General features: G+C 65.8%; 23 protein-coding genes and 2 tRNA genes. 2 read left to right on the forward strand and 23 right to left on the reverse strand.

Translation table 11 applies throughout. From position 1 onward, the window contains the following. Positions 1 to 9: 9 nt before the first annotated feature. The 11 genes from DSM104443_RS11930 to DSM104443_RS11980 form a co-directional block, all read right to left on the reverse strand. Positions 10 to 1,230: an epoxide hydrolase family protein gene (locus DSM104443_RS11930; RefSeq protein ID WP_171092509.1), complete on the reverse strand. Its 1,221-nt coding sequence runs from the start codon at positions 1,228 to 1,230 to the stop codon at positions 10 to 12. Positions 1,231 to 1,308: 78 nt separating this feature from the next. Next, entirely contained in the window at positions 1,309 to 1,650 is a 342-nt protein-coding gene (locus tag DSM104443_RS11935) for a hypothetical protein (protein WP_171092511.1), read from the reverse strand. A gap of 137 nt (positions 1,651 to 1,787) precedes the next feature. After that, positions 1,788 to 2,417, reverse strand: coding sequence for a response regulator (locus DSM104443_RS11940; protein WP_171092513.1), 630 nt, complete (start codon positions 2,415 to 2,417; stop codon positions 1,788 to 1,790). Further along, positions 2,414 to 5,458 carry a sensor histidine kinase gene (locus DSM104443_RS11945; protein ID WP_171092515.1) on the reverse strand — a complete coding sequence of 1,015 codons (3,045 nt, stop codon included), beginning with the start codon at positions 5,456 to 5,458 and terminating at the stop codon, positions 2,414 to 2,416. Before DSM104443_RS11945 ends, DSM104443_RS11940 begins: the two co-directional genes overlap by 4 nt. Before the next feature lie 152 nt (positions 5,459 to 5,610). Further along, positions 5,611 to 6,117: a peptide-methionine (S)-S-oxide reductase MsrA gene (msrA, locus tag DSM104443_RS11950; protein ID WP_171092517.1), complete on the reverse strand. Its 507-nt coding sequence runs from the start codon at positions 6,115 to 6,117 to the stop codon at positions 5,611 to 5,613. Next, positions 6,110 to 6,577 (reverse strand): peptide-methionine (R)-S-oxide reductase MsrB, encoded by a 468-nt coding sequence (gene msrB / locus DSM104443_RS11955; protein ID WP_171092519.1) that lies wholly within the window; start codon positions 6,575 to 6,577, stop codon positions 6,110 to 6,112. Before msrB ends, msrA begins: the two co-directional genes overlap by 8 nt. A 15-nt stretch (positions 6,578 to 6,592) precedes the next feature. Next, positions 6,593 to 7,666 (reverse strand): thioredoxin family protein, encoded by a 1,074-nt coding sequence (locus DSM104443_RS11960; RefSeq protein ID WP_212756634.1) that lies wholly within the window; start codon positions 7,664 to 7,666, stop codon positions 6,593 to 6,595. A 34-nt stretch (positions 7,667 to 7,700) separates the two neighbouring features. Further along, positions 7,701 to 8,876, reverse strand: coding sequence for an epoxide hydrolase family protein (locus DSM104443_RS11965; protein ID WP_171092524.1), 1,176 nt, complete (start codon positions 8,874 to 8,876; stop codon positions 7,701 to 7,703). An 84-nt stretch (positions 8,877 to 8,960) separates the two neighbouring features. Next, positions 8,961 to 10,169 carry an epoxide hydrolase family protein gene (locus DSM104443_RS11970; RefSeq protein ID WP_212756635.1) on the reverse strand — a complete coding sequence of 403 codons (1,209 nt, stop codon included), beginning with the start codon at positions 10,167 to 10,169 and terminating at the stop codon, positions 8,961 to 8,963. Positions 10,170 to 10,473: 304 nt separating this feature from the next. After that, positions 10,474 to 16,008, reverse strand: coding sequence for a trifunctional serine/threonine-protein kinase/ATP-binding protein/sensor histidine kinase (locus tag DSM104443_RS11975; protein WP_212756636.1), 5,535 nt, complete (start codon positions 16,006 to 16,008; stop codon positions 10,474 to 10,476). After that, entirely contained in the window at positions 16,005 to 16,337 is a 333-nt protein-coding gene (locus DSM104443_RS11980) for a response regulator (RefSeq protein ID WP_212756637.1), read from the reverse strand. Before DSM104443_RS11980 ends, DSM104443_RS11975 begins: the two co-directional genes overlap by 4 nt. Before the next feature lie 304 nt (positions 16,338 to 16,641). Between DSM104443_RS11980 and DSM104443_RS11985 the strand changes: the two genes are divergently transcribed. After that, positions 16,642 to 17,250: a response regulator transcription factor gene (locus tag DSM104443_RS11985; protein WP_246232181.1), complete on the forward strand. Its 609-nt coding sequence runs from the start codon at positions 16,642 to 16,644 to the stop codon at positions 17,248 to 17,250. After that, the gene (locus DSM104443_RS11990; protein ID WP_171092530.1) at positions 17,250 to 18,650 is read left to right on the forward strand and encodes a patatin-like phospholipase family protein; all 1,401 of its coding nucleotides are present in this window, start codon (positions 17,250 to 17,252) and stop codon (positions 18,648 to 18,650) included. Before DSM104443_RS11985 ends, DSM104443_RS11990 begins: the two co-directional genes overlap by 1 nt. A gap of 3 nt (positions 18,651 to 18,653) precedes the next feature. Here the strand turns inward: DSM104443_RS11990 and DSM104443_RS11995 are convergent. From DSM104443_RS11995 to DSM104443_RS12050, 12 genes are all read right to left on the reverse strand, one after another. Then, positions 18,654 to 18,727: transfer RNA gene (locus tag DSM104443_RS11995), tRNA-Cys, on the reverse strand. A 119-nt stretch (positions 18,728 to 18,846) separates the two neighbouring features. Beyond that, positions 18,847 to 19,464, reverse strand: coding sequence for an IPTL-CTERM sorting domain-containing protein (locus DSM104443_RS12000; RefSeq protein ID WP_171092532.1), 618 nt, complete (start codon positions 19,462 to 19,464; stop codon positions 18,847 to 18,849). A gap of 75 nt (positions 19,465 to 19,539) precedes the next feature. Beyond that, positions 19,540 to 19,615: transfer RNA gene (locus tag DSM104443_RS12005), tRNA-Gly, on the reverse strand. A gap of 40 nt (positions 19,616 to 19,655) precedes the next feature. Further along, on the reverse strand, positions 19,656 to 20,234 hold the full coding sequence (pgsA, locus tag DSM104443_RS12010) for a CDP-diacylglycerol--glycerol-3-phosphate 3-phosphatidyltransferase (RefSeq protein ID WP_171092534.1): 579 nt from the start codon (positions 20,232 to 20,234) through the stop codon (positions 19,656 to 19,658). 5 nt (positions 20,235 to 20,239) lie between these two features. Further along, positions 20,240 to 22,048 (reverse strand): excinuclease ABC subunit UvrC, encoded by a 1,809-nt coding sequence (gene uvrC / locus DSM104443_RS12015; protein ID WP_171092536.1) that lies wholly within the window; start codon positions 22,046 to 22,048, stop codon positions 20,240 to 20,242. Positions 22,049 to 22,057: 9 nt separating this feature from the next. Next, positions 22,058 to 23,083, reverse strand: a complete 1,026-nt coding sequence (gene nagZ / locus DSM104443_RS12020) for a beta-N-acetylhexosaminidase (RefSeq protein WP_171092539.1) — start codon at positions 23,081 to 23,083, stop codon at positions 22,058 to 22,060. A gap of 2 nt (positions 23,084 to 23,085) precedes the next feature. Further along, positions 23,086 to 23,463 (reverse strand): holo-ACP synthase, encoded by a 378-nt coding sequence (gene acpS / locus DSM104443_RS12025; protein WP_171092541.1) that lies wholly within the window; start codon positions 23,461 to 23,463, stop codon positions 23,086 to 23,088. Further along, the gene (locus tag DSM104443_RS12030) at positions 23,460 to 24,206 is read right to left on the reverse strand and encodes a pyridoxine 5'-phosphate synthase (protein ID WP_171092543.1); all 747 of its coding nucleotides are present in this window, start codon (positions 24,204 to 24,206) and stop codon (positions 23,460 to 23,462) included. The genes acpS and DSM104443_RS12030 overlap by 4 nt, the downstream gene beginning before the upstream one ends. Further along, positions 24,203 to 24,958: a DNA repair protein RecO gene (recO, locus tag DSM104443_RS12035; protein ID WP_171092545.1), complete on the reverse strand. Its 756-nt coding sequence runs from the start codon at positions 24,956 to 24,958 to the stop codon at positions 24,203 to 24,205. Before recO ends, DSM104443_RS12030 begins: the two co-directional genes overlap by 4 nt. Next, positions 24,951 to 25,859 (reverse strand): GTPase Era, encoded by a 909-nt coding sequence (gene era / locus DSM104443_RS12040; protein ID WP_171092547.1) that lies wholly within the window; start codon positions 25,857 to 25,859, stop codon positions 24,951 to 24,953. The genes recO and era overlap by 8 nt, the downstream gene beginning before the upstream one ends. Then, positions 25,856 to 26,602, reverse strand: a complete 747-nt coding sequence (gene rnc / locus DSM104443_RS12045; protein ID WP_246232184.1) for a ribonuclease III — start codon at positions 26,600 to 26,602, stop codon at positions 25,856 to 25,858. Before rnc ends, era begins: the two co-directional genes overlap by 4 nt. Further along, entirely contained in the window at positions 26,569 to 26,922 is a 354-nt protein-coding gene (locus DSM104443_RS12050; RefSeq protein WP_171092550.1) for a DUF4845 domain-containing protein, read from the reverse strand. The genes rnc and DSM104443_RS12050 overlap by 34 nt, the downstream gene beginning before the upstream one ends. Position 26,923 lies beyond the last annotated feature (1 nt).

A 26,923-nucleotide genomic window follows, 5' to 3' on the forward strand; every position in this document is an offset into this window, starting at 1 on the left:
CTCGGCCTCCTATCGCAACGACTTGAACGCCGCGCGCATCTCCGATGCGAAGAGCAGCGGCTCTTCCCACGCCGCGAAGTGCCCCCCTTTGTCCACCTCGTGGAAATACGAGAGGTTCGCGTAGCCTCGCTCCGCCCAACGCCGCGAGGGCTGGTAGATCTCGCCGGGGAAGACAGTGAACGCCGCGGGGATGGAGAACTTCTTGGGGCCGAAATACGGGGGCTTGTTGTCCCAGTAGCTGCGGGCCGAAGAGACCCCGGTGTTGGTCAGCCAGTAGAGGGTGATGTTGTCGAGCACGTCATCCCGCGTCAGTCGCTCCGGAGGTTGTCCCTGCGTGGGCGTGCGCATCGCCGCGAGGACCGTCGCTGCCGGCTGGTCGTCGCCGTCGCCGTGATCGATCAGCCAGGCCGCGAGGGCGACCGGCGAATCGGCGTGTCCGTAGAGCGTCTGCGGACGTGTCGCCATCTCGATCGCGTACCCCGCGTTTCGGGTGAAGAAGACCCTCAGCTTGTCGAGCGCGCGTCGCTCGAGGTCGGAGAGATCGGACGGCGGCGGCGCTCCGGCCTGGAGCGTGTTCGAGATGTCCTCCGGGAGGGCGAAGAGGAAATTCGTGTGAATGGCCACGAGCTCCGCGGGGGCTTCGACGGCCATGGCGTCCGTGATCTGTCCGCCGACGTCGCCGCCCTGCGCGACGTATCGCATGTATCCCAGGCGGCGCATCAGCTCGATCCAGGCGCGGGCCATGCGGGCATGGCTCCAGCCGGTCGTCGCCGGCTTGCCCGAGAATCCATAACCGGGAATCGACGGGATCACGACATCGAAGGCATCCTTCGCTCGGCCGCCGAAGGCCGTGGGGTCGGTGAGCGGGCCGACGAGCTTGATCTGCTCCAGGATCGAGCCGGGCCATCCGTGCGAGACGATGACGGGCAACGCGTCCTCGTGCTTCGAACGCACGTGGATAAAATGGATGTCGAGCCCGTCGATCCGGGTCACGAACTGGGGCAGCGCATTGAGCTTCGCTTCGCACTTGCGCCAGTCATAGTCCGTCGCCCAGTAGCGCGCGAGATCCTGGAGCGGCCCGAGCGGCACGCCCTGCGACGTGTCCGCGACGGTCTCTTTCTCCGGCCACCGCGTGGCCTGGATGCGCCGTCGAAGGTCATCGAGCTCGGCTTGGGACGCGTGATAGATGAACGGTCGGATCTCGGTGCTGCTGGCAACAGTCGTGTCCATGGTCGGGTTCCTTGCGGGAGTGGAGGAGATGAATGCAGCCGTCCCACGTTGCGCCCGCACCTGCGCGGCCCGCGACCCTCAGTCGGGCGGCGATGGCCCCTCTTTTTCGCCGTGACCGTTGACCCGCTTCCATCCGAACAGATGCGCGTCGATCGACCATGCACCGGGACCCAGCAACACCAGCGCGGTCGCGATGACGAACACGAAGAACCAGGGAGCCGCGCTGACCTGCTGCGAGATCGCGATCCACGCCGCAGCACCCGCCGTCATCAATGCCGTAGCCGGCGTCCACAGGCCCGCCACCAGCAAGGCTCCGAGGACACCGATCGTCAATGGAAAGGCGTTCGCCGCGAGAGGCGCCGCACTATTCATCCGTGCTGCGGCATGGACAATCAAGGCGCCGCCGACCGCCGCGCGCATCAGGAGAAGTCCGGCGCCTGGAGCACCCCGAGCGAACGAAGAGAAGAGTCTTCTCACGCCCCAAGTCTACGAATGCACCACCCAGGGGCGGTAGCCTCGAACGGGGAAAAGACGCCCCTCGTTCGGGAGGCGATCCCTCAGAGGTCGAGGATCCCTCGCTTGAAACCGATCATGGCCGCATGCGTGCGGTCTTTCGCGCCGAGCTTCGAGAGGATATTGCGCACCTGCCCCTTGATCGTTTCCTCGCTGACGTGGAGCTCGCGCGCGATCTCCTTGTTGGCGTTTCCGCCGGCCACGAGGCGCAGCACGCGAACCTCGGCCGGCGTCAAGGCACTGTCGGTCGCGTGCTCGGCCAGCTCGTACGAGATCTCGGGAGAGATGGCCTTCTTCCCCGCGTAGACCGCGCGAATCGTGTCGAGGAGCTCCTTGTGCAGCATGTTCTTGAGCAAGTAGCCGCGCGCGCCGGCCTTGAGCGCCCGGAGCGCCTGGGCATCGCCGGCGAAGGTCGTCAGCACGACCACGCGCGCATCCGGGAACTCCCCCAGGATCGCGCTGATCGCGTCGAACCCGCTCATCTCCGGCATCTGCAGGTCCATCAGCGTGATGTCCGGCTTGAGCGTGCGGAACTGGTGGATGGCGTCGCGGCCGTTCGCCGCCTCGCCGACGAGTGCCATGTCGGCCTGCACGTCGATCAAGCCCGCGATGCCCTGGCGCACCACCGGGTGGTCGTCCACGCAGAGGATGCGGATTCGTGGTGTCTCGTTCATGTTGCCCCGTGGCCGCTCAACGAAATGGGAACGGCGAGGCCTGCCGGCGGCTGGAGTGCGTAGGCCTGCCGCGCCGGGATCTTGAGCTCGACCTCCGTACCCGTGCCCTCGCCGCTCCACACCGCGAGCGTGCCCCCGATGTCTTTCGCGCGCTCGCGCATGCCGTGCAGCCCGAAGTGACCTTCGCGCCCTCCATGCGCCATCACCGCCGGATCCATGCCCTTGCCGTTGTCGCGCACGCGCAGGCAAAGCTCGCGCTCGTCGTATCGGGTCTCGACTTCGATGCGGGTTGCACCCGCGTGCCGGAAGGCGTTGCGCATCGCTTCCCCAGCGATGCGGAAGAGCTCGTCGCGAAGGATCGGATGGAGCGCGCGAAGCGAGCCCTGCACTTCCACGCGCAGGTCAGTCACCCGTTGCGGTCCATATTCCGTCGCGAGGCTCTGGGCCAGCGAACGGATCGCCTCCGCAAGATCGTTGGCCTCCGTTGCCGACACGCGCAGCCCATGCACGGCGTCGCGGCCTTCCGTCACGGCCGCCGCGGTCTGGTCGATGGCCTTCACCAGGACATCCCGGCCCTCCGGACTGGGCCAGAGTTGCAGCGCGGTCTGGAAGCGCAACAGCAGTCCCTGGAAGCTCTGCAGCAACGTGTCGTGCAGGTCGCGTGAAATGCGGAGCCGCTCGTTGACTCGCGCTTCGAGCGTCGCGTTCATCTGGCGCGCGAGGCTCGCCACGCGAAGGCGGTAAAGGCCGAACATCAACAGGACGAATGCGGCGACGCATGCCGCCCGGAATTCCAGGGTCTGCCACCACGCCGGGGCGATGGCGAACTCGATGGCGGATTCCTCCTTGCTCCACACGCCGTTCTCGCCCGCCGCAGACACGATGAATCGATAGCTGCCGGGAGGAAGATCCGTGTAGGAAGCCACGCGGCGATCTCCAACCGCTTGCCATTCGGCATCGCGCCCTTCGAGCTTGTGCCGAAACCGGAGCTTCTCCGGCGCGGCGAATGCCAGTGCCGTGTACTCGATCGCGACGTCACGTTGTTGTGGCGGCAAGCGCAACGCCTGCGTCGGCGAGTAGGGCACGCCGTCGCTGACGAGCTTCTCGACGTGTACCGGCAGCCGCACGTCCACGGCTTTGCGGCGCGTCGGATCGACGACGTAGAGACCGTCGATTCCCGCGATCCAGATACGGCCATCTCTCGCCTGGACCGCCTTGGGAGTGAAGATCGTGGTCTGCGGCAGCTGTCCCACCGGGATCCGCGTGCGCTGCATCACGATGCGATCGCGAAAACTCTGCATCGGAACCTTGTTGGCTTCCACGTCGGCCGTCACCGACCATGCGGCGACATCCTTCCCGTCGAGCTCCACGAGCCCGCAGGTCGTGTACACCCACACCGAGTCACCCTTCGCCAGGCTCCAGTACGTCGAGTTGCAGGGCAAACCGGCGATTGCCATTCGCCTCAAGGCCCCGTTCCTGAACTGCCACAGGCCGGCACGCGAGGACATCCACACACTGCCGTCCGGCTCGACGCGAAGATGAAGGACTCGCCGGTTTTCGGCCGTCCCCTGCAGCGAGAACATCGGTTGGACGTTGTCATCGACCCGCTTCGACACCTGGCCCGATGCCTGGCCGATCCACAAGGCGTCGCCGGACGGGTCGACCGCGAGGCTGGACACGATCGCATCCTCGCCCGCAGCGGGCCATCCGACGCGCTCGATCTTTCCGCTTGCCGGCATGCGCAGCAAACCGGCCCTGCGCTGCGCGAACCAGAGGTTGCCCTTTGCATCCTGGACGGCCGCATCGACGGGCCCCCCCGACTCGAGCTCCGCGGGAACGAAGCGCCCGTCCTTCACATATCCGCGCTCTGTCGGTGCGGCCGCCCAGATCCGGTCGAGGGGGTCCTCGAAGAGCGCCGAGGATCGCGTGGGCGCGACCTTCTCGAAGCGCCCACGGTCAAGCCGATACAAGCCGTCGGAGGTCGACGTCCAGATGACGCCATCCTTCGCCTGCAGCACCGAGAGCACGCGTCCCCCGAGGCCCTGCGCTCGCGAATAGACCGTCTCCGTTGCCTCCCGGAAGCGGTTGAGTGCAGTGTGAGTGGAGATCCAGACGTTGCCCTCGCGGTCCTCGAACATGTCCAGCACGAAATCGCCGGAGAGTCCCTCGGCAACGCGGAACACGTCCGTTCGGTCCTCGAAGATGTGCACCAAGCCGAAGTCGGCCACGCCGAGCCACAGGGCCCCCTCGCGATCCCGCAGGAGGCTCATCACACCCTGGCCTTCGATTTCCTCGGGCAGGGGAAACGGCTCGACCTTGCCGTTCGCGAGCTTCAGGAGCGCGCGATTGGTCCCGACGAGCATCGCGCCGTTCGCGGTTTCCGTGAGCGTCCGGAGAGCCATGATGGGGTGCGGAAGGTCGTACGCTTCCTCTCGTTGGCCTTTCCACTTCCAGACTCGATCGCGTCCGCCGATCCAAAGCGCTCCATCCCGGTCGCGATACAACGAGGCGATCACGCGTCCGAAACGACCGTCGCTACCGTGGCACTCAACGGGCTGCGTCGCACGGAAGGCACAAAGCAAAGCCGAATTCGCCTTGGTCGATCCGGCAACCCACACCGTTCCATCGGGGTCTTCGAGGAGCGCGTTCACGATGCTGCCGTCGAACTGCCCGGGCGTGACGAGCTGCGAGTCCTTCCATATCGCGAGACCTCGCGAGGTCGCGATCCACAACGCGCCGTCTCTCGTGCCCAGGAGCGCGCGCGCCCGGTTGTCCGGAAGCGTGCCCACGGGTGGTCTCCACGGCACGCCGCGAACGCCGTCGAACCGGATGAGCCCGGACGACGTGCCGAGCCAGAGGTATCCATCGGTGGTCTGCGCGATCGAATCGATCCGTCCGCGGCCCAGCCGTTCGACCCCCTTCCAGACGGAGTGCCCGTACTGGGTCACTTCAAGCCGCGGGTCGAGCGCCCACGCAGGTACGGGCCACAGGGCCATGCCTGCTACCAACAACGCGAGAAACCGGAGCGCAGTGACGATCATCAGGCCCCCCTGACACAACCCTGCGCTTTATATTGCCAGCAAAGCCGGGACGGCATTCCGCTCGAACGGGGAGTAAGGCACCCTCTTTCGAGGACTACCAAGAATACGAACGTTGCCGGTCATCCGGGCCATCGAAATCAAATGACGGCCCACTAGCTCCCGGCGCGGACCGGCAACTTCCAATTCGGCCGGACGAAGTGGCACGTGTAGCCATTGGGAGTTCGCTGCAGATAGTCCTGGTGCTCCGGCTCCGCCTCCCAGAAGTCACTTGCCGGAACGACTTCCGTCACGACCTTCCCGGGCCACAAGCCCGAAGCATCCACGTCGGCGATCGTGTCTTCGGCGATCCGTCGCTGCTCGTCGCTGGTGTAGAAGATCGCCGATCGGTAGCTGCTTCCGACATCGTTGCCCTGGCGATTGCGCGTGCTCGGATCGTGGATCTGGAAGAAGACCTCGAGGAGCTTCCGGTAGCTGATGCGCATCGGATCGAAGACGATCTCCAGTGCTTCCGCGTGGCCGTCGTGATTGCGATAGGTCGCGTTCGGGACGCGGCCACCGGTGTAGCCGGTGCGCGTCGACAGGACGCCATCGTGGCGGCGGATGAGGTCCTGCACGCCCCAGAAGCAGCCGCCCGCGAGGACCGCTCGTTCCTCAGTCATGGTCAGCCTCCACCTGCGTCAGGTAGGCCCCGTAGCCTTCGGCTTCCATGTCATCGCGATGAATGAACCGCAACGAGGCCGAGTTGATGCAGTAGCGCAGTCCACCGCGATCCCGCGGACCATCCGGAAAGACATGACCCAGGTGGCTGTCGCCATGCGTGGAACGCACTTCCGTGCCGCCTTCGCGCGGATCCGGGCGCTCGTTGACATAAGCGGGCTCGATCGGCTTGGTGAAGCTCGGCCAACCCGAGCCCGAGTCGAACTTGTCCGACGACGCGAACAACGGCTCGCCCGACACGATGTCGACGTAGATGCCCGGTTCCTCGTTGGACAGATACTCTCCGGTCCCGGGATGTTCCGTGGCGGCTTGCTGCGTCACGCGGAACTGCTCCGACGACAGCTTGCGGATCGCTTCTTCATCCCTTGCAAAGGTACGAAGGGCAGGTTTATCGGATTTCATCGATGAATCTCCTGGCTATCCAAAAGTGAATACGTAGGCCTGCACACCGGCGTCGAGGAACTCGATCTCCACGCGCCGGTCGGCGACGGACCCCGATTGCCGAATCAGGTGATACATCCTGGGCTCGGTCACGGTCCCCTCGCCGCTCTCGTCGACATCGACGCCGTGGTCGGCGCCCGGCTTGCGGCCTGCGAGGCGCACGCGGAACCGTATCGGCCGCACCTGATCGTCCGAGGGTCCCATGACGAGATGGAGGTCGCGGGCATGAAATTCAAACGCGAGAGTCCCGCCCGGTGCATTCCCCGTCGCGAATTCCCTCGATATCGTCCACTCGCCCGAAAGCGCCCAGGCATTGAGCGGCAGCTCGAGAGGCGCTCGATACAGGTGCTGACGGTTGGGAACCGCCAGGCCGTTCGCCGGATTCTGCGCTCGCGCGTAACCGATGTACGTTTCCGGAGTGCGCAGCTGGGCAAAGTTTGCCGGGGCCTCGACCCCCGTACCTCGCAGCGCGACAAGGCCTTTAGCGACGGCGGGTGCCGCAGCTTCCTCGAGCGCCTGCTGGATGGCACGTTCCGCGCCCTCGTAGTCGCCCTCGCCCGCATGGAAGTAACGCACCTTCCCTTTCGCGTCCACCAGGTAGAGAGCGGGCCAATACCGGTTGCCGAAGGCATTCCAGACCCGGTAGTCGCTGTCCATCGCCACCGGATAGTCGATGCGCATGTCTTTCACCGCCGTGCTCACGTTGCGGATGTCCTTCTCGAACGTGAACTCCGGCGTGTGCACGCCGACGACCACGAGCCCCTGCTCCTTGTACTTCTCGTTCCATGCACGCACGTAGGGAAGGGTTCGCCGCCAGTTGATGCAGCTGTAAGTCCAGAAGTCGACGAGCACCACTTTCCCGCGAAGGTCGGGGCCCGAGGGCGTCGGCGTGTTGAGCCAGGCCGTCGCTCCATCGAACGAAAGCGAGGTCACCGCGGCCTTCCGATATCCGCCCTGCAGGTTGAACAGGTCCGTGGGTCCGCCGACCTCGCCGCCACGCGCCCCGAGAAACACCGCACCCGCCACCACGGACAAGATGCCGATTGCCACGAGCCGTTTCGAGTCCATGCGTCACCTCTCATGACTACCGCAACGAGTTGAATCCCGCGCGCAGCTCCGACACGAAGAGCCCCGGTTGTTCCCAGGCCGGGAAGTGTCCGCCCTTCTCCAGCTTCCTGTAATGCACGAGCCCCGGATACGCCCGCTCAACCCAGCTCCGCGGAGCCTGGTAGAGCTCGTCCGGAAAGACGCTCACCGCAACCGGGATGGTGACGTTCTTGGGAGCAAAGAAGGCGACCTTGTTTTCCCAGTAGAGGCGCGCCGCGGAAACCGCTGTGTTCGTCAACCAGAAGAGCGTGATGTTATCGAGGATGTCGTCCCGGGTGAGACTTCCGGCCTGCCCCTCGAAGATGCGCGAAATGAGTGGAGGATCGAGCATGAACGTCGCCAGGCCCACGGGCGAATCGCCCAGGGCGCTCAGCGCCTGGGGTCGCGCTCCCATGAAGAACGCGTATTGGACGTTCTTGTACGTGAGGGAGAGCTGCTCGAATGCAAGCCCCTCCTCTTCCGACAGTCCCGGCGGCGGCTCGCTCCCGGTGAATGCCGCTACATCCACGTCGGACGGAACCGCACCAGGCAGATTGGTGTGCATGCCGATCAGTCCCGGATGGCCCTGCGCGGCCATCAGGTCCGTGGTGATCGCGCCCCAATCGCCGCCTTGTGCCACGTAGCGCGCGTATCCCAGGCGATCCATCAACACCGCCCAGGCTCGGGCGATCCGCGCGGGACCCCAGCCCGTCGTGGCCGGCTTGCCGGAGAACCCGTAACCCGGCAGCGAGGGAATGATCACGTCGAACGCGTCCGATGCCTCTCCCCCATGCGCGGTGGGATTGGTCAGGGGATCGATGACCTTCAGCAGCGCAACGATCGAAGCCGGCCATCCGTGCGTGATGAGAAGCGGCAACGCCTTCTCGTGCCTCGAGCGGACGTGGATGAAATGAATGTCCAGCCCGTCGATCTCGGTGATGAACTGCGGATGGGCGTTCATCGTGGCCTCGACCTTGCGCCAGTCGTATTCCGCGGCCCAGTAGTGCGCGAGCTCTCGAACGGTCGCCGACCGCACGCCCTGCGACCGATCGGAAACCGTCTCCTGCTCGGGCAGGCGAGCCGCAAGGACGCGCCGGCGAAGCTCGTCGAGCTCGGCCTGGGGGGCGTGATAGGTGAACGGGCGGATCTCGGTGCTGGAAGCAATCGTGTCCATGACTTTTCCCCTCCCGTGGGTGAAGGAGCGGATGACACGCCTGCGAGGAGCGTCATCCGCCGTGCTGCGTCGAACCACCTGCGATCACCGCAGCGACTTGAACCCCACGCGCAGCTCGTTCACGAGGGCCTTCGGCTGCTCCCATGCCGCAAAGTGGCCGCCCTTCTCGAGCTTGTTGTAGTGGATGAGCTTGGGATAGGCCTTCTCCGCCCAGCTCCGCGGCGCCGTGTAGAGCTCGTCTGGAAACGCGCTCACGGCGACCGGGATGGTCACGCCCGAGGGCTCGAAGAAGGGCAACTTGTTTTCCCAGTAGAGACGCCCCGAGGAGACCCCCGTGTTCGTCAGCCAGAAGTAGGTGACGTTGTCGAGCACGTCATCCGGCGTGAGGCCTTCGGGCTTTCCATCGAAGGAACGCGCGATCATCTTCAGGCTGTCGATGTCGTGGTCGAGCATCCAGGCGGCCAGGCCCACCGGGGAATCCGCGATCCCGTACAGCGTCTGCGGGCGCAGCCCCATCTCGAGCGCGTACGCGACGCCCTTCGCAAAGAAGACCTTCAGCCGCTCGAACTGGCTTCTTTCTTCGTCGGACAGGCCAGCCGGCGCCGGGGCGCCGCTCTGCATCGCCCTGGAAACCTCCGGCGGAACCACGCGCGGAAAATTGGTGTGGATGCCGATCAATTCCGGCGCGGCTTGCACGCCCATCTGGTCCACGACGAGCCCGCCCCAGTCGCCGCCTTGCGCCACGTAGCGCGTGTACCCGAGGCGCTTCATCAGCACCGCCCACGCACGTGCGATGCGGGGGCCATCCCAACCCGTCGCCGTCGGCTTGCCGGAGAATCCGTAGCCCGGCATGTTCGGAATCACCACATGGAAGGCGTCGGACGCCGTGCCTCCATGCGCCGTGGGATTGACGAGCGGATCGATGATCTTCAGCTGCTCGACGAGCGAGCCCGGCCACCCGTGCGCGACGATGACCGGAAGCGCATTTTCGTGCTTCGAGCGGACGTGCAGGAAATGGATGTCCAGCCCGTCGATCTCGGTGATGAACTGCGGATACGAGTTCATCTTCGCCTCGACCTTGCGCCAGTCGTATTTCGTCGTCCAGTAGTGGGCGAGTTTCTGGACCGTCGCGAGCGGCACGCCCTGCGAGAAGTCCGCGACGGGTTCCTTTTCGGGCCAGCGCGTGGCGAGGATGCGCCGACGCAGGTCCACGAGATCGCTCTCGGGAAACGTCACGTGAAACGGACGGATGGCGGTCCTGTCACGACTCTGGGTTTGTGCAACGGTATCCATGGCGGTACTCCTTTCGGAAAAGAGAAGGCTGGGAAGACCTACCGGGCCCGCGGCAACGGTTGCCGCTGCGGCGCCGCAAAAGCGACGGCGATCGAGGCTGGGAATCCCTTTCATGGCGCGCTCCTTGGCAACTGTTGGTCGGATTCGGGTCTGCCTGGGGAAGGCTCGCGACCCAGCAGCGATTACGCGGCGCGAGGAGACCTGCGTCGATTGCGCGATGGCCTATGGATCTACGGGTTTGGTTTGGGCCGCCACCACCGGGGGGGCGACACGCCGCGGTTCGGGAGTACCGAGGCCTATGGAACTAGGGGTGTACTGAACCCTTGTTCAGTCCTGCCGGAAGCGTGAAGCTGAAGAGCGCGCCGCGAGGGTGGTTCGCGTCCGCCCACAGGCGCCCTCCATGGGCTTCGATGATGGAACGGCATATCGAGAGTCCGATCCCCACTCCGCCGGCCTTCGTGGTGTAGAAGGACTCGAAGATCCGGCCGCGATCTTCCGGGGAAACGCCGGGCCCCGAGTCACCGACCTCGACGCACAGGCCTTCGATGGGGTGCGATTCGCTGCGGATCGTCAGCTCGCGCACGCCGACATCCACGCCCGCCATGGCCTCGATCGCGTTGACGATCAGGTTCAGCACGACCTGCTGCAGTTGAACTCGAACACCGTGGATCGTTGGCAACCCTTCCGCGAGTTGCGTCTGGACGGATACGCGATTCTTCGACAGCTCACCTCGCACGAGCGCGATGACTTCCTCGATTGCATCGTTCAATGCGACCTCCTCCTTGCGGGGAGGCACCTTCCGGATCTGGTCGCGGATCCGCCCGATGATGTCGCCCGCCCGATAGGTGTCGTTCACCACGCACTCGAGCGCCTCCCTCACCTCCCCCAGATCCGGCGGATCCGCGGAGAGAAACCGTAGCGCCGCATGGGCGTTGTTGCGTGTAGCACCAATCGGTTGATTGACTTCGTGCGCGATGGAGGCAGCGAGCTGCCCCATGGTCGCCAGGCGGTTCGCGTGCGCCAGCTCCATCTGCAACGCGCGAAGGGCATCGCCGGCGCTTTTGCGCTCGGTGAGGTCGAGCGCGAATGCGACACCCTGGTTGCCGTCTCCCTCGAAGGTCGCCAGGCCGAGCAGCACGGGTACGCGGCTGCCGTCCTTGCGAAAATATTCCTTCTCGTACGGCGCCAGGCTCCCCGCCGCCTTGAGCTGGGGAAGCAACTCGCGTTCTTCGCGCTCGAGCCATTCCGGCGGCGTCAGGTCCTTCCATCGCAAGCGACCCGAGAGCACGTCTTCCCGCCCATAGCCAACCATTCGGAGATATGCGTCATTCGCATCGAGGATCCGGCCATCGAAATCCCAGATGGCGATCCCGATGATGTTGGCGTCCACCAGTCGCCGGATTCTTGCTTCGCGTTCGGCAACCTCGCGGTACAAGCGAGCGTTCTCCATCGAGATGGCCGCTTCCGAAGCGAGCAGCTTCAGGACCGCCATTCGTGCTGGAGTGAAGGCATGTGGCGCGAGGTTGTTCTCGAGGTAAAGCATCCCGAGCAAACGGCCCTGCTTGAGGATCGGAAGGCACAGCACGGACCTCGCGTGATGCCTGCGGATGTAGTCATCGGAGGAGAAGGGGCCCTGCCCCGAGGCGTCGGGCAGCAGCACGCTTTCCTTGGTCCGCAAGGCATATCTCCAGATGGACTCCGGCAGATCCGCTGCCGTGACGGCCGACTGGCGCAGATCGACGGCCACCTCGTTGCCCCGGGTCGTGACCTCTGCCTCGATTCGATATTCATCGCCGTGCGGGAGGAGCAACAGGCCTCGCTGGGCGCCGGCGTGCTCGAGGGCCGTGCGCATGAGCGTATCGATCAGCTTCTCCAGGACGATCTCACCCGATATCGCTTCCGAAACCTTGACCACGGTCCCCAGGTCAAGGTGCTCCACCGTTTCCTGGATTGCGGATGACGAATGCGGCGCGGGGTCTCCGTCGCGCACCTGCGGGTACACCGCTTCCAGCTGCCGCACCTTGCCTTGCGCGCCCCATCGAAGGTATGCATCCCGCGCATTCCTCAGGTACGCGTGGGCGAACGTTGCGAAGCCGCGAGCCGCATAAAACTGCGCAGCCAGCTCGAAGGCCAGCGCCTCCTGGTGCACGAAACCATTGTCCCTCGCCGAGCGAATCGCATCCTCGTAGAGGTCCATGGCTTCCGTCGGCCTGCCTTCGATGCGAGCGATCTCCGCCAGCAAGAGCGCATACCGATTGTGGTAGTTCCCGGGACAGTTGGCCGCCCAGTGCTCGAGCTTCTCCAGCTTGCCCTCGAGAAGCCGGGCAATCTTCGGCTGCTCCTCTGCCGGTGCTCCTGGGTAAAGGGCCGTGAGAGTGAGAGCGTGGAAGAAGTGATAGGTCGCCACGATCGGCGTGGCCATCGCGGCGCCCAGCAAGGGCTCGGCCACGTGCGCGGCCTCCAGGGCCTCGGGATGCCGCCCATCGAGGAAGGCGAGGATCTGCTTCATGACCTGGTGCAGGGCGATGCCACAACCGAAGGCGGCCTTTTCAATCGTGGCGAGCGATGCGCCCTCGTCGAAACCGTCCACGTCGAGTTTCAGCGGATCGCGCGTCTTTCCCTGCAGGCACGCCAGGAACTGCTGTTCGAGCTGGATGGTGTGGTGAACCGCGTCGTTGTGGCTGCGCCGGGCGATCTCGCCATTGCGCGCTGCCAATGCGCTCGCTTCCTCGAGCGCGTCTCCCCGTTCGATCCCCTGCCAGACACTCAGGAAGGCCAGGTGGCCCGCGTAGACCAGGTCCCCGACTTCGAGACATGCGCGGAGCCCCTGTTCCAAAATGGGCGCACCGGTCGCGAAGTGACGGCGCCAGAAGTTGACGTGGTCGCCATGCAGGTGCAGCAGAGCCCCGCGCAGGCGTGCGTTGCCGAACCGCTCGTTGAGCCGCAGCGCCATCTCGGAGAACTCGAACGCTTGCGCCATCTCACCGTACACGCCGACCAACATGAGGGCGTGCACCGCGTAAGCGTAGCTGGACTGGTCGGTGTTGCCGTGACGAAGCGAGAGATTCACCGCCTTCATGACGAGAAGCGGAAACAGCTTCGGCCTTCCGTTGTACGCACTGGGTACCGCATCGACGAGCAGATCGATGGTGGCCCGCACCTCGGGATCGAGCGCTGCGGGGGCATCGAGCAGGTCCCCGATGTGGCGCTCGCCCAGGTTGATCGCCACGGCCCTGAACTCCGCGTCCGCGGCCGCCTGGATCTCTTCGTCCGACTCGGGAAAAGCGACGCCGAACAGCTTCAGGGCTTCCAGTGCAAGACCCAGGCTCGCGTCGTAACTCCCGCCGACCTGGTAGACCTTCATGCGCAAACTGTAGATCCGGGCTCGGTCGAGATTGGAATCCGAATTCGCAAGCATCAACTCGAACAGGCGGTCTGCCGATTCGAAATGGCCTTCCAGGTATTCACACTCGGCAAGGCCCAGGTACAACTCGAGGGTCTCGCCATGGGACCGTGTCCACCCGTCTGCGGTGACCAGGGCGGCAGCCTGGGCGAGATAGGCACGAGCGGCTCCATAGGCAACCCCGGATTTCGCCCTCAGGCCGGCCACCACGTTTAGCCGAAGCAGGTCCACCCTCTCATCGGCGTCGGCAATGAGACCCACAGCGTGATTCAGTTGGTTGACGATGGCGAAGACGTGATCGGCCGTCGGCTCCCTGCGGCTTGCCGCGCGGAGCCGGCGTCCGATACGAAGGTGCGTTTCGGGCCGCAACCCCTGGGGCACCAATGCGTATGCCGCCTCCTGGACACGGTCGTGCACGAATTGGTATGCACCCTCGAGGCGAAGGACAAGGCCCGCGTTGGTGGCGTCCGCGAGTGCGGAGTGGATTTCCCCTTCGGAGCTGTCGCGGACGACCGCGAGGGTCGCGAAGTCCGCGTGGCTGCCCAGGCAGGCAAGCTCCTTCAGCCCTTCTTGCGCGGCTGCCGGCAAGCGCTTCAGCCTCACGACCATCAATTGCACGATGTTGTCCGTGTAGCCCTTGGCGCCAATGCGCTCGACATCCCAGGTCCAGGCCGTAACTCCCGCATCGAACGAGAGGAGCCCGTCGGCGGCGAGCTCGGTCAGGAACTGGATCACGAAGAACGGATTGCCACCCGCCTTTTCGAACACCAGGCGGGCGAGCGGCAGCGCGCGCTGCCCGTCGCAATGGAGGGCACTGGCGACGAGACGAACCAGGTCATCGATTTCGAGCGCCGAGAGCACGATCTCCTCTACACGTGTCCGGGTCTCCCGGAGCGCTGCGAGCGAGGAGATGAGCGGATGCGAGGGGCCGACTTCGTTGTCCCGGTAGGCCCCGATCAACAGCAGATGGCGGGTCTCGGGCCGGCTCACCACATCCTGGAGCAGGGCAAGAGTCGCACTGTCGATCCACTGCAGGTCATCCAGGAACAGCACCAGCGGATGGTCGGATTGGGCGAACGCGTGGAGGAATCCGCGAAATGCCATCTGGAAGCGGTTGCGGGCATCTTGTGGCGGCAGGTCCGGCACGGGCGGTTGCTTGCCGATGACGAGCTCCAGCTCGGGAACGAGGCTCACGATGAGTTGGCCGTTGGGCCCCACGGCTCGCCGGATCGAGTCGCGCCAGCCGGCAAGCTCCGCTTCGCTGCTGCGCAGGATCATCTGCACGAGCGCCTGCAAGGCCTGGGCGAGCGCGGCGTAAGGGATATCACCCTTGAGCTGGTCGCACTTACCCGAAGCAAAGATCGACATCGACACGCTCGATGCCCTTTGAAGCTCGAGGACCAGCGACGACTTGCCGATTCCGGAGTACCCGGAAACGAGCATCAGTTCGGAGCTTCCCTCGGCGGCAACGCGCTCGAACGCCGCGAGCAGCGCCCGGAGGGCCTCTTCGCGTCCGTACAACGTTTCGGAAATCCGGAGGACATCGGGAATGTCGTGCGCAGCGAGCGCAAAGGATTCGATCCCGGCGGCCAGCTGCTGCGGCGCCAGGCAGCGCCGCAAGTCCGCGTCCAGGCCGGCGGCGGTTTGATAGCGGTCCTCCGGTGTCTTTGAGAGCAATTTCATGATCAGGGCCGAAATCGCTTCAGGCACGCCCGGCGCGCGTTCGGCGGGTGGCACGGCTTGGCGCGCGATATGGCAATGCACCAACTCCATGGGATCCGCGACCGTAAACGGCAGTACACCGGTAGCCATCCGGTAGAAAGTAATCCCCAGCGCGTAGAGGTCACTGCGCGCGTCGACGGAGCGGTTCATCCGTCCCGTCTGCTCCGGAGCCATGTAGGCCAGCGTGCCCGTGATGACTCCCGGGGGCTCGGGCAGCTGGCGCTCTCGCGACAACCGCGAGGCGATGCCAAAGCCGGTCAGCCAGACTTGTCCCGTGGTGGAATCCACGAACACGTTGGCCGGCTTCAGGTCCCGATGGATGAGCCCCCGTCCGTGCAGCCGGCCTACGGCCGCAGAGAGGGCCACGGCAAGGCGCAAGAATCGGCCGACCTCCATGGGCTGGCCGACAAGGCCTTCCAGGGGCTCGCCTCCGGCGTACTCGACCACGAGCATTGTTCGCCCACGCTCGCGCACCAACTCGAGCGGACGCAGCGCCCATGAGGAGTCCAGGTGGTCCTTGAGCTCGTACTCGCGGGTGAGGCGATTGATGCTCTCGAGCGTCGGATGCTCGGTGCCGGCCCCCGCCGGCACGAACGCATGCCTCTGACCCTCGGCATCGACTCGTCGCAGCCTGCAGAACGCCCGTTCGCCGTCCTTCCACAAGATCTCTACGGACTCCTGTTGTCGGTCGGCTCCCATCGCGATTGCCTTCATCGGCCAGGCTCTCCCGTGCCGCGCGCGAAGACGGAACGAAGGCAGCGAATCAGGTGGGCCTCCTCCAGCGGCTTGCTAAGGTAGCACTTCACCCCCAGGGACAGCATGAGGTCCTGGACGATGTCGTCCGGGTAGGCCGTGACGAGGATCGTCGGGATCGCATGCCCACCTTCGGTCAACGACTTGTAGAGGTCGATACCCGTCATTGCGGGCATGTGGACATCGGCGACCAGGCAGGTCGTCGCCGCAAGCTCGGGAGATGCGAGGAACTCGCCGGCGGACGAAAACACCGCGACCGGGTAGCCCAGCGACTTGAGCAGTCTCCGCATGGAATCGCGAAAGGACTGGTCGTCGTCTACGATGGAGATCAGCGCTTGCTCGGACACTCCGCCTCCGGCTCACGGCTCGCGATCCACCGCCGTGAGTGAAGAATAGCGCGCTGCAAACCCCGGATCTCTAAACCTTGGCTTAGCCCCATGAGCCGAAGGCCGTCTTTCCCGAGGGATACGTTGGGACTAGACTCGCCAAGGAGGAACGGCACGAGGATTTGGCCAACAAGCCGTCAAGGGAAGAGAGGCTTCCGTGGTCGTTCAATCGCAAGCGAAGCCATTGCCGGACTCGAGAGCATGCGTCGTGGTCGTCGACGACGATGCGGAGTTCCGCGAATCGCTTGGACGACTGTTGCGTTCCGCGGGGCTTCAGGCCCGTCTGTTTGCATCCATCGCCGAATTCCAGGGATCCGCGCCGCCCGATTGCCCGACTTGCCTGGTCCTCGATGTGAGGCTGCCGGGGCGAAGCGGGCTCGACTACCAGCGCGATCTCGTCGCGGGGAGCGGCAGGCTACCCATCGTCTTCATCACGGGACACGGCGACATTCCCATGACCGTGCAGGCGATGAAGCGTGGCGCGATCGAGTTTCTCACCAAGCCGTTCCGGGACCAGGACCTCATCGATGCCGTCAACATCGGGATCGCTCGCGACCGGGAGCGCCGGGAGAATGAAGAATCGATCAGCTCGCTCAAGGCACGGTTCGAGGTGCTGACGCCGCGAGAGCGCGCGATCCTGCTCCAGGTCGCGGAGGGCCGGCTGAACAAGCAGATTGCCGGCGACATGGGTATCACCGAAACCACGGTGAAGGTGCATCGCAGCAACATGATGCGGAAGGTCAAGGCTGGATCGCTCGTCGAGCTCAGCCGAATGGTCGACAAGCTGAAGCTCCTGGCGGAAAAGCACGACGAGTAATGGACACGGTCTGCCTGGCCAAGGCCGCCCGAGCTGTTGGAGCCTTGGCTGCCGCCACGGCCCTCGCCGGTTGCGCGAGCGTGGCTCGGAGCCCGCCGGCCAACATGCCGGTGTCCTCCACGACACCTGCGGGAATGGGGGCGCCGACGGACCTCATCCGGCCCAATTCCATCATTCTCGCGTTCTCCGGTGGAGGGCTCCGCGCGGCAGCTTTCGCGCACGGTGTACTCGAGGGCCTCGCCGCCGTGAAGTCCGGCGACAAGGATCTTCTCGACGACGTGGCGCTGATCAACGCCGTGTCCGGAAGCGCTCTCACGGCAGCACACTTCGGTGTGTTCGGGCGCGAGGGCCTGGCGAGGTTTCCGGAGCGAGTCCTTTCCCCCGGTTTCGAAGACGCGATGCGAACGTCGCTGTGGAGTCCGGCCAACCTGGCGCGCGCTATCGGTGGTGGAGTGAACGGCCGCGAGAACTTCAGCGACGTCCTCGACAACCGGATCTTCCACGGCGCGACGTTCGGCGACATGTACCGCCGCGGACGCCCCGGAATCAGGATCCAGGCCACCGATCTCTACCATCGCGTGCCGTTCCCGTTCATTCCGGCGATCTTCGAGGTGCTCTGCAGCGACCTGTCGCGATACAGCGTAGCCGACGCGGTCGCCGCGTCGATGGCCGTTCCGGTGGTCTTCGCCCCGGTGGTCCTTCGTCCCTATCACGATCGGTGCGGCCCGCTGCCCTCCTTCGCGCGCGACCTTCGCGTGCAGCCCGAATCCCCCCGGAGCGTGAATGCGATCGCCCGGGCCATCTCGGCCTACCGGGATCCCAAGCGGGAAAGGTACGTCAAGCTGGGCGACGGTGGCCTCACCGACAACTTCGCGGTCTCCACCCTCGTCTTGTCTCGCGCCATCATGGAAACGCCGTATGCCCCGATGACGCAACGCGATGCGGTGACGATCCGGCGCCTGCTGGTCGTCGTGGTGGACGCGTCCCGCGGTCCCCATGGCGACTGGATCGGCGCTGAAGCCGGTCCGGGGGGATTCGAGCTCGCTGTTTCCGCGACGGACGCGGCGGTGGACTCCGCGGCGCGGGGTGCTGCCGATGCGCTCGGTTCAATACTGCTGGATTGGCAGCTCGCGGTGATTGCGTATCGATGCAGCTTGTCGCCCAGCGAGGTCGCGCGGCTCGGAGGGCCCGCTGACTGGAACTGCGCGGACGTGAAGTTCGCGCTGGCCAATCTCGCCATTGAAGACCTGGAAAGTCCATGGCGCGAACGGGTGGAGCCTATTGCTACTCGCCTCGCCCTGGAGCCCAGGGAGATCGAAGCCACGATCGAAGGCGCCCGGCGCGCCGTGCTCGCGCATCCCCGGTTGCAGGCGTACTTGAGGGACCGGGTGGGACCGTAGTTCTGGAGGCAGGAGGCGGAATCGAACCGCCGTACACGGCTTTGCAGGCCGCTGCATAACCACTCTGCCATCCCGCCCGGGAGGCGACCCCGCAATTCAGGGCCGGTGAAGCGAAACGGGGGAAACCGGTGTGACCGTTTTCCCCCGGGGAATCTGGTGCCGCGCTAGGACACGCGACGACAAATTATACCAAACCCTAGCGCCTGCGCCGCATGTGCAGCATGCCGGCTCCCATCGCCAGCAGGGCCAGCAAGAGCAGCGCCCAGGAGTCGAGCGTCGGGACGCGCGAGCAGTTGGTGCTGCTGCCCAGCGTGATGCAGCTGCCGCCCGGCCCGTTGATCGTGAAGGTCGAAACATCGACGGGCGTGCTGCCCGAGTTGAACGCGACCAGCACGGAGTATTGCTGCCCGGCCACCAGGTTGAAGCCCGTGAACGTGCCCACCTTGGGGTTGGTGTTCAGCGCAAGGACCGCGACGATGAAGTTGGCGAGCGGCGTGGCCGGCGCGACGGGCGACGGGCTGAAGATCCCGTTGAGGATCCAGGTCGTGTTCAGGACGTTCGTGGTGCTCGAGGTGGCGGTGTAGGTGCCCGTCTGGGTGACGGTGAGCGGGAGCAGGACGTAGTTGTACGGACCCGCCACGTACCCCGTGAACGAGGTCTGCTGGGCGTTGGCCGGGCCATTGATGTTGGTGACGAGGGTGGGTGTCTGGCCGAGGGGCCAGGTGCTGACGACGGTGGCTGCGTTTGCGGTGAGGGAGGCGAGGGAAGCGAGGGAAACAACGAGGACGGCTACTGCGCGCGCGACTGCTTTCATTTTTTATGATTCTTCTTCTGTTGTGGGGAAAACAAAACGGGGGAAACCGGTATCCCGATTTCCCCCGTGCAATTCTGGAGCGGCAGAAGAGTCTCGAACTCTCGACCTCAACCTTGGCAAGGTTGCGCTCTACCAACTGAGCTACTGCCGCAAAACTGAAGGGAAATTATAACCTTTTTAGGGACTTCCGATCAACTCCCGCCCTTGGGAGGCACCATGGCGGCCTTGAGGTAGACCACCATGGACCACAGGGTGATGAAGGCCGCGATCCAGATGAGGATCCGCCCCACCCCGTTGGTGTGGAAGAGCCCGAAAAGCACCCCGTTGTAGAGCAGGAACGGGATGGCCACGAGCTGGGCGATGGTCTTCAGCTTGCCGAAGATGTTGACGGCCACGTTCTTCGACTGGCCGATCTGCGCCATCCATTCCCGCAGGGCCGAGATCGTGATCTCGCGGCCGATGATGATCAGCGTCGCGAACGGGTCCACGAAGCCCTTCTCCGTGAGCACGATCATCGCGGCGGCGACCATGAGCTTGTCGGCCACCGGGTCCAGGAAGGCGCCGAAGGACGTGGTCTGGTTCCACTTGCGGGCGAGGTAGCCGTCGGCCCAGTCGGTGATGGCCGCGGCGATGAAGATCCACATCGAGATCACGTTCGCCTGGCGCTCGGTGAGCCAGTCCTCGGGGAAGTAGAGGACGGCCACGAAGAGGGGAATCGCCGCGACGCGCAGCCACGTGAGGAGGATGGGGAGGTTGAACCGGTTCGACACGCTTCTTAGTGCAGCTCGTTGTAGATGCGTTCCGCGAGTGTACGGCTGATGCCTTCCACGCGGGCAAGATCGTCGACGCTCGCGGCCATCACGCCCTGCAATCCGCCGAAGTGCGCCAGGAGCTGCTTGCGTCGCTTGGGCCCGACGGAGCCGATCTCCTCCAGCCGGGACACGATGCGCGCCTTGCCGCGTTTCGCCCGGTGGCCCGTGATGGCGAAGCGGTGCGCCTCGTCGCGCACCTGCTGGATCAGGTGCAGTGCCAAATGGTGCGGGGGCAGGATGCGCGGCTCCTGCTCGTCGGGAAAGATCAGCTCTTCGAGCCCGGCCTTGCGCTCGACACCCTTGGCGACACCCATCATCGGGATCTCCGTGAGCCCCAGCTCGGTCATCACCTGGCGCGCGGCGTTCACCTGCCCTCGCCCGCCGTCGATGAGGATCAGGTCGGGCACCTTGCCCTCGCCCTCGGCGAGCGGCCGGTAGCGGACCTCGAGCGCGTACTTCATCGCGCCGTAGTCGTCGCCGGGCTCCACGCCCTTCACGTTGTAGCGGCGGTACTCGGAGGTCTGCATGCCGCCCTTGTCGTAGACCACGCACGAGGCCACGGGCAGCTCGCCCATCGTGTGGCTGATGTCGAAGCACTCGATGCGCGCGACGGGCGACTCGGAGGCCATGAACTCCTGCAGCGCCACCGCCCTCGCCTCCTGCGTCTCCTGCGCGGCGATGCGCGTGATGAGCGCCAGGCTCGCGTTCTTGCGCGCCATGTCGATCCACAGGCGCGGCTCGCCCACCGGCCGCGAGACGAGGCGGATCGGGCGCTGCGACGCCTCGGTGAGCATCTCTTCCATGGAGGTCGGCCCCTCGAGCTGGTCGATCACGATCTTCGCCGGCGCGGGCTGCGTGACGTAGTGCTGCTCCATGAAGGCCTCGAGCACCTCGTTGGCATTGAGGCCGTTGGCGTTCGAGGGGAAGAACGTGCGGTCGCCCAGGTGGCGGCCGCCGCGCACCATCGCGAGCGTCACGGCCCACACGCCCTCGCGCTCGACGCCGACGATGATGTCCACGTCGCCGGCCTTCGCGGTTTCGACGGCCTGGCCGGAGCGCACGCGCTGGAGCATGCGGATGCGGTCGCGATGCTCGGCGGCCTTCTCGTAGTCGAGCGCCTCGGCGGCGGCATCCATCTTCTTCGTGATCTCGGCCGTGACGTCGTCGTCCTTGCCGGAGAGGAATTGCGCGGCCTGGTCAACGTCGTGCTTGTACGTTTCCGCGTCGATCTTGCCGACGCACGGCGCCGAGCAGCGCCCGATCTGGTGCAGCAGGCAGGGGCGCGAGCGGTGGCCGAAGACCGTGTCGTCGCAGGTGCGCAGCAGGAAGATCTTCTGCAGGTGGCCGATCGTCTCGCGCACCGACCACGCGGAAGGGAACGGGCCGAAGTAGCGGTTGCCCTTGTGCTGCACGCCGCGGTAGAAGCGGATCTGCGGGAACTGATGTCCCGTGATCAGAACGTAGCCGTAGCTCTTGTCGTCGCGGAAGACGACGTTGAACTTCGGCTGCGAGCTCTTGATCGCGTTGTTCTCGAGCAGCAGCGCCTCGGCCTCGGTACGCGTGGCCGTGTATTCGGCGGCGCCGATCTGCGAAACCATCAGCGTGGTGCGCGGGCTCGGGTGCGTCTTCTGGAAGTACGAGGAGACTCGCTTCTTGAGGTCCTTCGCCTTGCCGACGTAGATGACCTCGCCGCCCGCGTTCATGAAGCGGTAGACGCCGGGGAGTGACGGGAGCCCCGCGAGGAACGCGGCGCTGTCGAATTCGGTGGCCATCGGCCCGGATCAGACCGCGCGGATGCGCGCCAGGTTCTCCGCGGCCGCGAGGTAGTTCGCGCTGGATTTCAGCGCCGCCGTCGAGATGGCGCGGCCGCGCATGCGCTCCAGGCGCCGCGCGAGCGTGGGCGCCACCACGCGGCGCTCGAGGCCTTCCAGCATGGAGTCCGCGGCCCGCGGGTCGTTGCACATGAGCACCATGTCGCAGCCGGCGTTGAGCGCGGCGTTGGCCCGGGCGACCATCCCACCGGCGGTGCTGGCGCCTTCCATGCCGAGGTCGTCGGAGAAGATGAGGCCGTCGAAGCCGAGCTTCTCGCGCAGGATCTTCTGCAGCCAGATGGAGGAGAACCCTGCGGGCTTGGAATCCACCTTCGGGTAGATGACGTGCGCGGGCATCATGCCGCCCATGCCCGAGCGCGCGAGGCGCTGGAAAGGCACGAGGTCCTTGGCGGCGATCTCGGCCATCGTGCGGTCGTCCACCGGCACTTCGAGGTGCGAATCCGCGCGCACGTAGCCGTGGCCGGGGAAGTGCTTCCCGACGCTCGCCATGCCCGCTGCCTGCAAGCCCGCCTGCAACGCCTCGCCGAGCACCGCGATCACGTTCGGATCGGAGTGCAGCGCGCGGTCGCCGATCACGCTCGACTCGCCGTAGTCCACGTCCAGCACCGGCGCGAACGTGAAGTCCACGCCGTGCGCCTGCAATTCGCTGCCCATGACGTATCCGCAGCCGCGCGCGGCCGCGAGGGCTTGGGCAGGATCGCGATCGAAGAGCTTGCCCAGGTGCGTCATCGCCGGGATCGTCGTGAAGCCGTGCTTGAAGCGCTGCACGCGCCCGCCTTCGTGGTCGACGGCGATCAGCAGCTCGGGCTTGCGGAGCTCGCGGATCGAATGGGCGAGCTGGATCAGCTGCAGCGGCGCCGCGAAGTTGCGCGCGAAGAGGATCACGCCGCCGACTTGCGGGTGCTGGAGGCGTTCGATGTCGTCGGTCGTCAACTCGAGGCCGCCCACATCCACCATCACCGGACCCAGCCGCATGCCTATCCTTCCAGGACGACGAACGCCACGGCCACGCCCGCGTCGTCGGTCAACGAGATGTGGGACGACTTCACGCCGATCCCTTCGAGGTGCTTCGCCATCTTCTCGCTCGGATGGAGCATCGGGCGGCCGCGCACGTCGCGCGCCACCGTGACGCTGTGCCATGTGAACGGGCTGCGGATGCCGGTGCCGATCGCCTTGGCGAACGCTTCCTTGGCCGCAAAGCGCTTCGCGAGATGGCTCGCCTTCTGCTTGGTGCGGTGGTAGCGGCCCCGCTCCTCGGGCGTGAGGATGCGGTTGGCGAAGCGCTCGCCGAAGCGCTCGAGCGCCGCGGCGATGCGCGGGATCGACGTCACGTCCGTGCCGATGCCGACAATCATTTCGCTGCCTGCCGCATCAGGTCCTTCATCTCGCGCACCGCTTCACGCAGGCCGACGAACACGGCGCGCGAGACGATCGCGTGCCCGATGTGCAGCTCGCGGATGCCCGGCAGCGCCGCCACCGGCTGCACGTTGAAGTAGTTCAGCGCATGGCCGGCGTTGAAGCGCATGCCGGCCTTGCGGATCGCCTCTCCGGCCTTGCGGATCTTGTCCAGCTCCCTCACCACCGCGGGGCTTTCCGCATCGCGCCCCTTCGAGTAGAAGGCGTGCGCATAGGGGCCGGTGTGGATCTCGCAGACCCTGGCCCCCACGCGCTCGGCCGCCTTCACCTGCTTCGGCTCCGCGTCGATGAAGACGCTCACGGTGATGCCGGCCTTGGCGAGCTTGGCGACCTGCTTCGCGATGCGCTTTTCCTGCGATGCGATGTCGAGGCCGCCTTCGGTCGTGACTTCCTGGCGGCCTTCGGGGACGAGCATCGCCATCTCGGGCTTGATGCGCTCGGCGATGGCGACCATCTCGTCCGTGGCGCCCATCTCGAGGTTGAGCTTGATGTTGGTGGCCTCGCGCAGGCGCCGCACGTCCTCGTCCTGGATGTGGCGGCGGTCCTCGCGCAGGTGCACCGTGATGCCGTCGGCGCCTCCAAAGTGCGCTTCCACCGCGGCCCACACGGGATCCGGCTCGTACGTCATCCGCGCCTGGCGGATGGTCGCGATGTGGTCGATGTTGACGCCCAGCTCGATCATTTCGTCGTTCCCTCGGCCATGCGTTGCAGGTCGCGCGCGAGATTGCGCGTGGACAATTCCTCGCCGTTGAGCACGTGCTGGATGATGAGCCGCATGAGCTGCTTGGCCTGGGTCGCGGTGACGGGATCGGAGAGCTCGCCGCGCTCCAGGTGATGGAGTGTCAGTCCCCGCAATTTTACTGCATTCGCTCTCGGCTCCTGCCCCTCGCCCGCCGGGACGGCTCCGCGCTCGACGTAGTACAGGTAATCGCGCTCGGCGACGATCGGCGCGTGGGTGCCGGCCTCCCGCGTGAGCTCGAGGGCATAGCCCACTTCGCGCAGCAGCGTCACCTCGAAGCGGCGCAGCACCGGCTCCACGGCGTCGGCGGGCGGCTTCACGGTCGAGCGGGACAGCGCGCGCAGCTCGCCGATGGCGGTGTGGTACGCGTCGTAGAGGCCTTCGTGCGGATCGTCGCGATGCGTGAGCTTGAGCAGCAGCTCGTTGAGATAGAAGGCGGCCAGCAGCGCGGCGCCTGCGAGCGGCAGCGCGGGGCCGTCGGCCTCGCCGGTCTTCAGGGTCTTCAGCTCCCCACGGCCGAACCAGTCGAACACCAGGGGGAGAAAGGGAACGAGCGTGCTGCGCGACGCCGACCGGGGCCGGCGCGCACCCTTGGCCACCATGCCGAAGCGGCCGTGGTGCTCGGTGAACACCTGCAGGATCAGGCTCGTTTCCTTGTACGGGTACGAGTGCAGGACGTAACCGCGATCACTCATACCCGAACTGCTGGAGCATCTTCTCGCTGTCCGCCCAGCCGCCCTTCACGCGGACCCAGATCTCGAGGTGCACCTTGCCGCCGAAGAGCGCTTCCATCGCATGGCGTGCCTCGGTACCAATGCGCTTGAGGGACGCGCCCTTCTCGCCGATGACGATCGCCTTGTGGCCGTCGCGGTCGACGAAGATCGTGGCGTGGATGCGGCGGAAGCCTTCCGGACTCTGCGGCGAGGGCTCCGTCTCGAAGGATTCGATCACCACCGCCGTCGAATACGGCAGCTCGTCGCCCAGCAGGCGGAAGACGCGCTCGCGCACGAGCTCCGCGGCGAGGAAGCGCTCGGAGCGATCCGTGATGTCATCCGCATCGAAGATCGGCGGGGCTTCGGGCAGGAGCTTGCGGATCTCGTAGAGCAGCGCCTTCGTCGCCGTGCCCTTCTCCGCGCTCACCGGCACCAGGGCCGCCCAGTCGCGGCGCGCGGCCCACGTGGTGAGGACGTGCGCGAACTTGGCCTTGTCCTTGATGCGGTCCACCTTGTTCAACGCGAGGATCACCGGCACCTTGTCCGGGAGCATCTCGAAGACGGGCTCGTCGCGCTCGTCCGGGGCCCAGGCCTCCACGACCATCACGATCACGTCCACTTCGGAGAGCACCTGCTGCACCGTGCGGTTCATGCGCTTGTTCAGCACATTGGTGTGGCGCGTCTGGAAGCCCGGCGTGTCGACGAAGATGTACTGCGTGTCGCTGTTGGTGAGCAGCCCGTTGATGCGGTGGCGCGTGGTCTGGGCCTTGCGCGAGGTGATGGCCACGTGCGCGCCAACCAGCTGGTTCATCAGCGTGGACTTGCCGACGTTGGGCCGGCCCACGATCGCGACGGTTCCGGTGCGGAAGGCCTGCTTGCTCATGCCCGCCTCTTCGCGCGCTCGGCCTCGAGCTGCTCCAGCGCCTTGGCGGCCGCATCCTGCTCGGCGGCCCGGCGGCTGGTGCCGCTGCCCTGCACGGTGACACTCAACTCGTCCACTCGGCACTCCACGGTGAAGACCTGTTCATGGGCCTCGCCCGCCGTCGTAAGGACGGTGTAGCGCGGCAACGGAAGCTTGCGCCCCTGCAGCGCTTCCTGCAGGGCGGTTTTCGGATCCTTGTCCACCGGGTGGCGCCCGGCGTCGTCCAGCGCATCGGCCAGGAGGCGCTCCACGGCGCCCCGCACGGCGTCGAACCCGCCATCCAGGTAAACAGCACCCAGCACGGCCTCGAGCGCATCGGCGAGGATGGATGGACGCCTGAAGCCCCCGCTCTTCAGCTCGCCTTCGCCCAAACGCAGCCACTCGCCCAGGCCCATGCGCTGGGCCGCCTCGAAGAGCGTCGCCTGCTTCACCAACTGGGCGCGAAGGCGCGAGAGATCGCCTTCGGGATGCTTCGGGAACCGTTCGTAGAGAAGCGTTGCGACCGCGCAGTTCAGCAACGAATCACCGAGGAACTCCAGGCGCTCGTTATGCGGCGTTCCGAAGCTGCGGTGGGTGAGCGCGCGAGCGGCATGCGCCGGGTCGGCGAAGCGGTGGCCGAGGGCTTCCTCGAGGCGCGTCAGGCCCTCCGGCGCCAGGGCGCCGGACGACTCTACTTGGCGCTGGTCGCGACGAAGTCGAGGCACGCCGAGAAGTTGTAGATCATCGGCACCTTCACCGACCACGCGGCGGTGACGACGGCTTCGCCGCCTTCCTTCGTGACCTCGAGGTCGTCGCCCTTGACGGCTTGCGCGCCCTCGATCGAGTTGCGCTTGTCGAAGGAGTTGCGGATCTCGCGCACGCTGCCCTTGAAGTCACCCGCCTGCTCCATGGAGGCGAAGATCTTCTTCACGGCGAAGTATTCGATGTAGCTCGGCAGCAGCTTCGCTGCGAAGAGGCCGACGAAGCCAATGACGACCATGCCCCCGATGGCGCCCATCAAGGTGATGCCGCGTTGATTCCTCATC

The organism is Usitatibacter rugosus, from assembly GCF_013003965.1.
GTDB lineage: Bacteria > Pseudomonadota > Gammaproteobacteria > Burkholderiales > Usitatibacteraceae > Usitatibacter > Usitatibacter rugosus.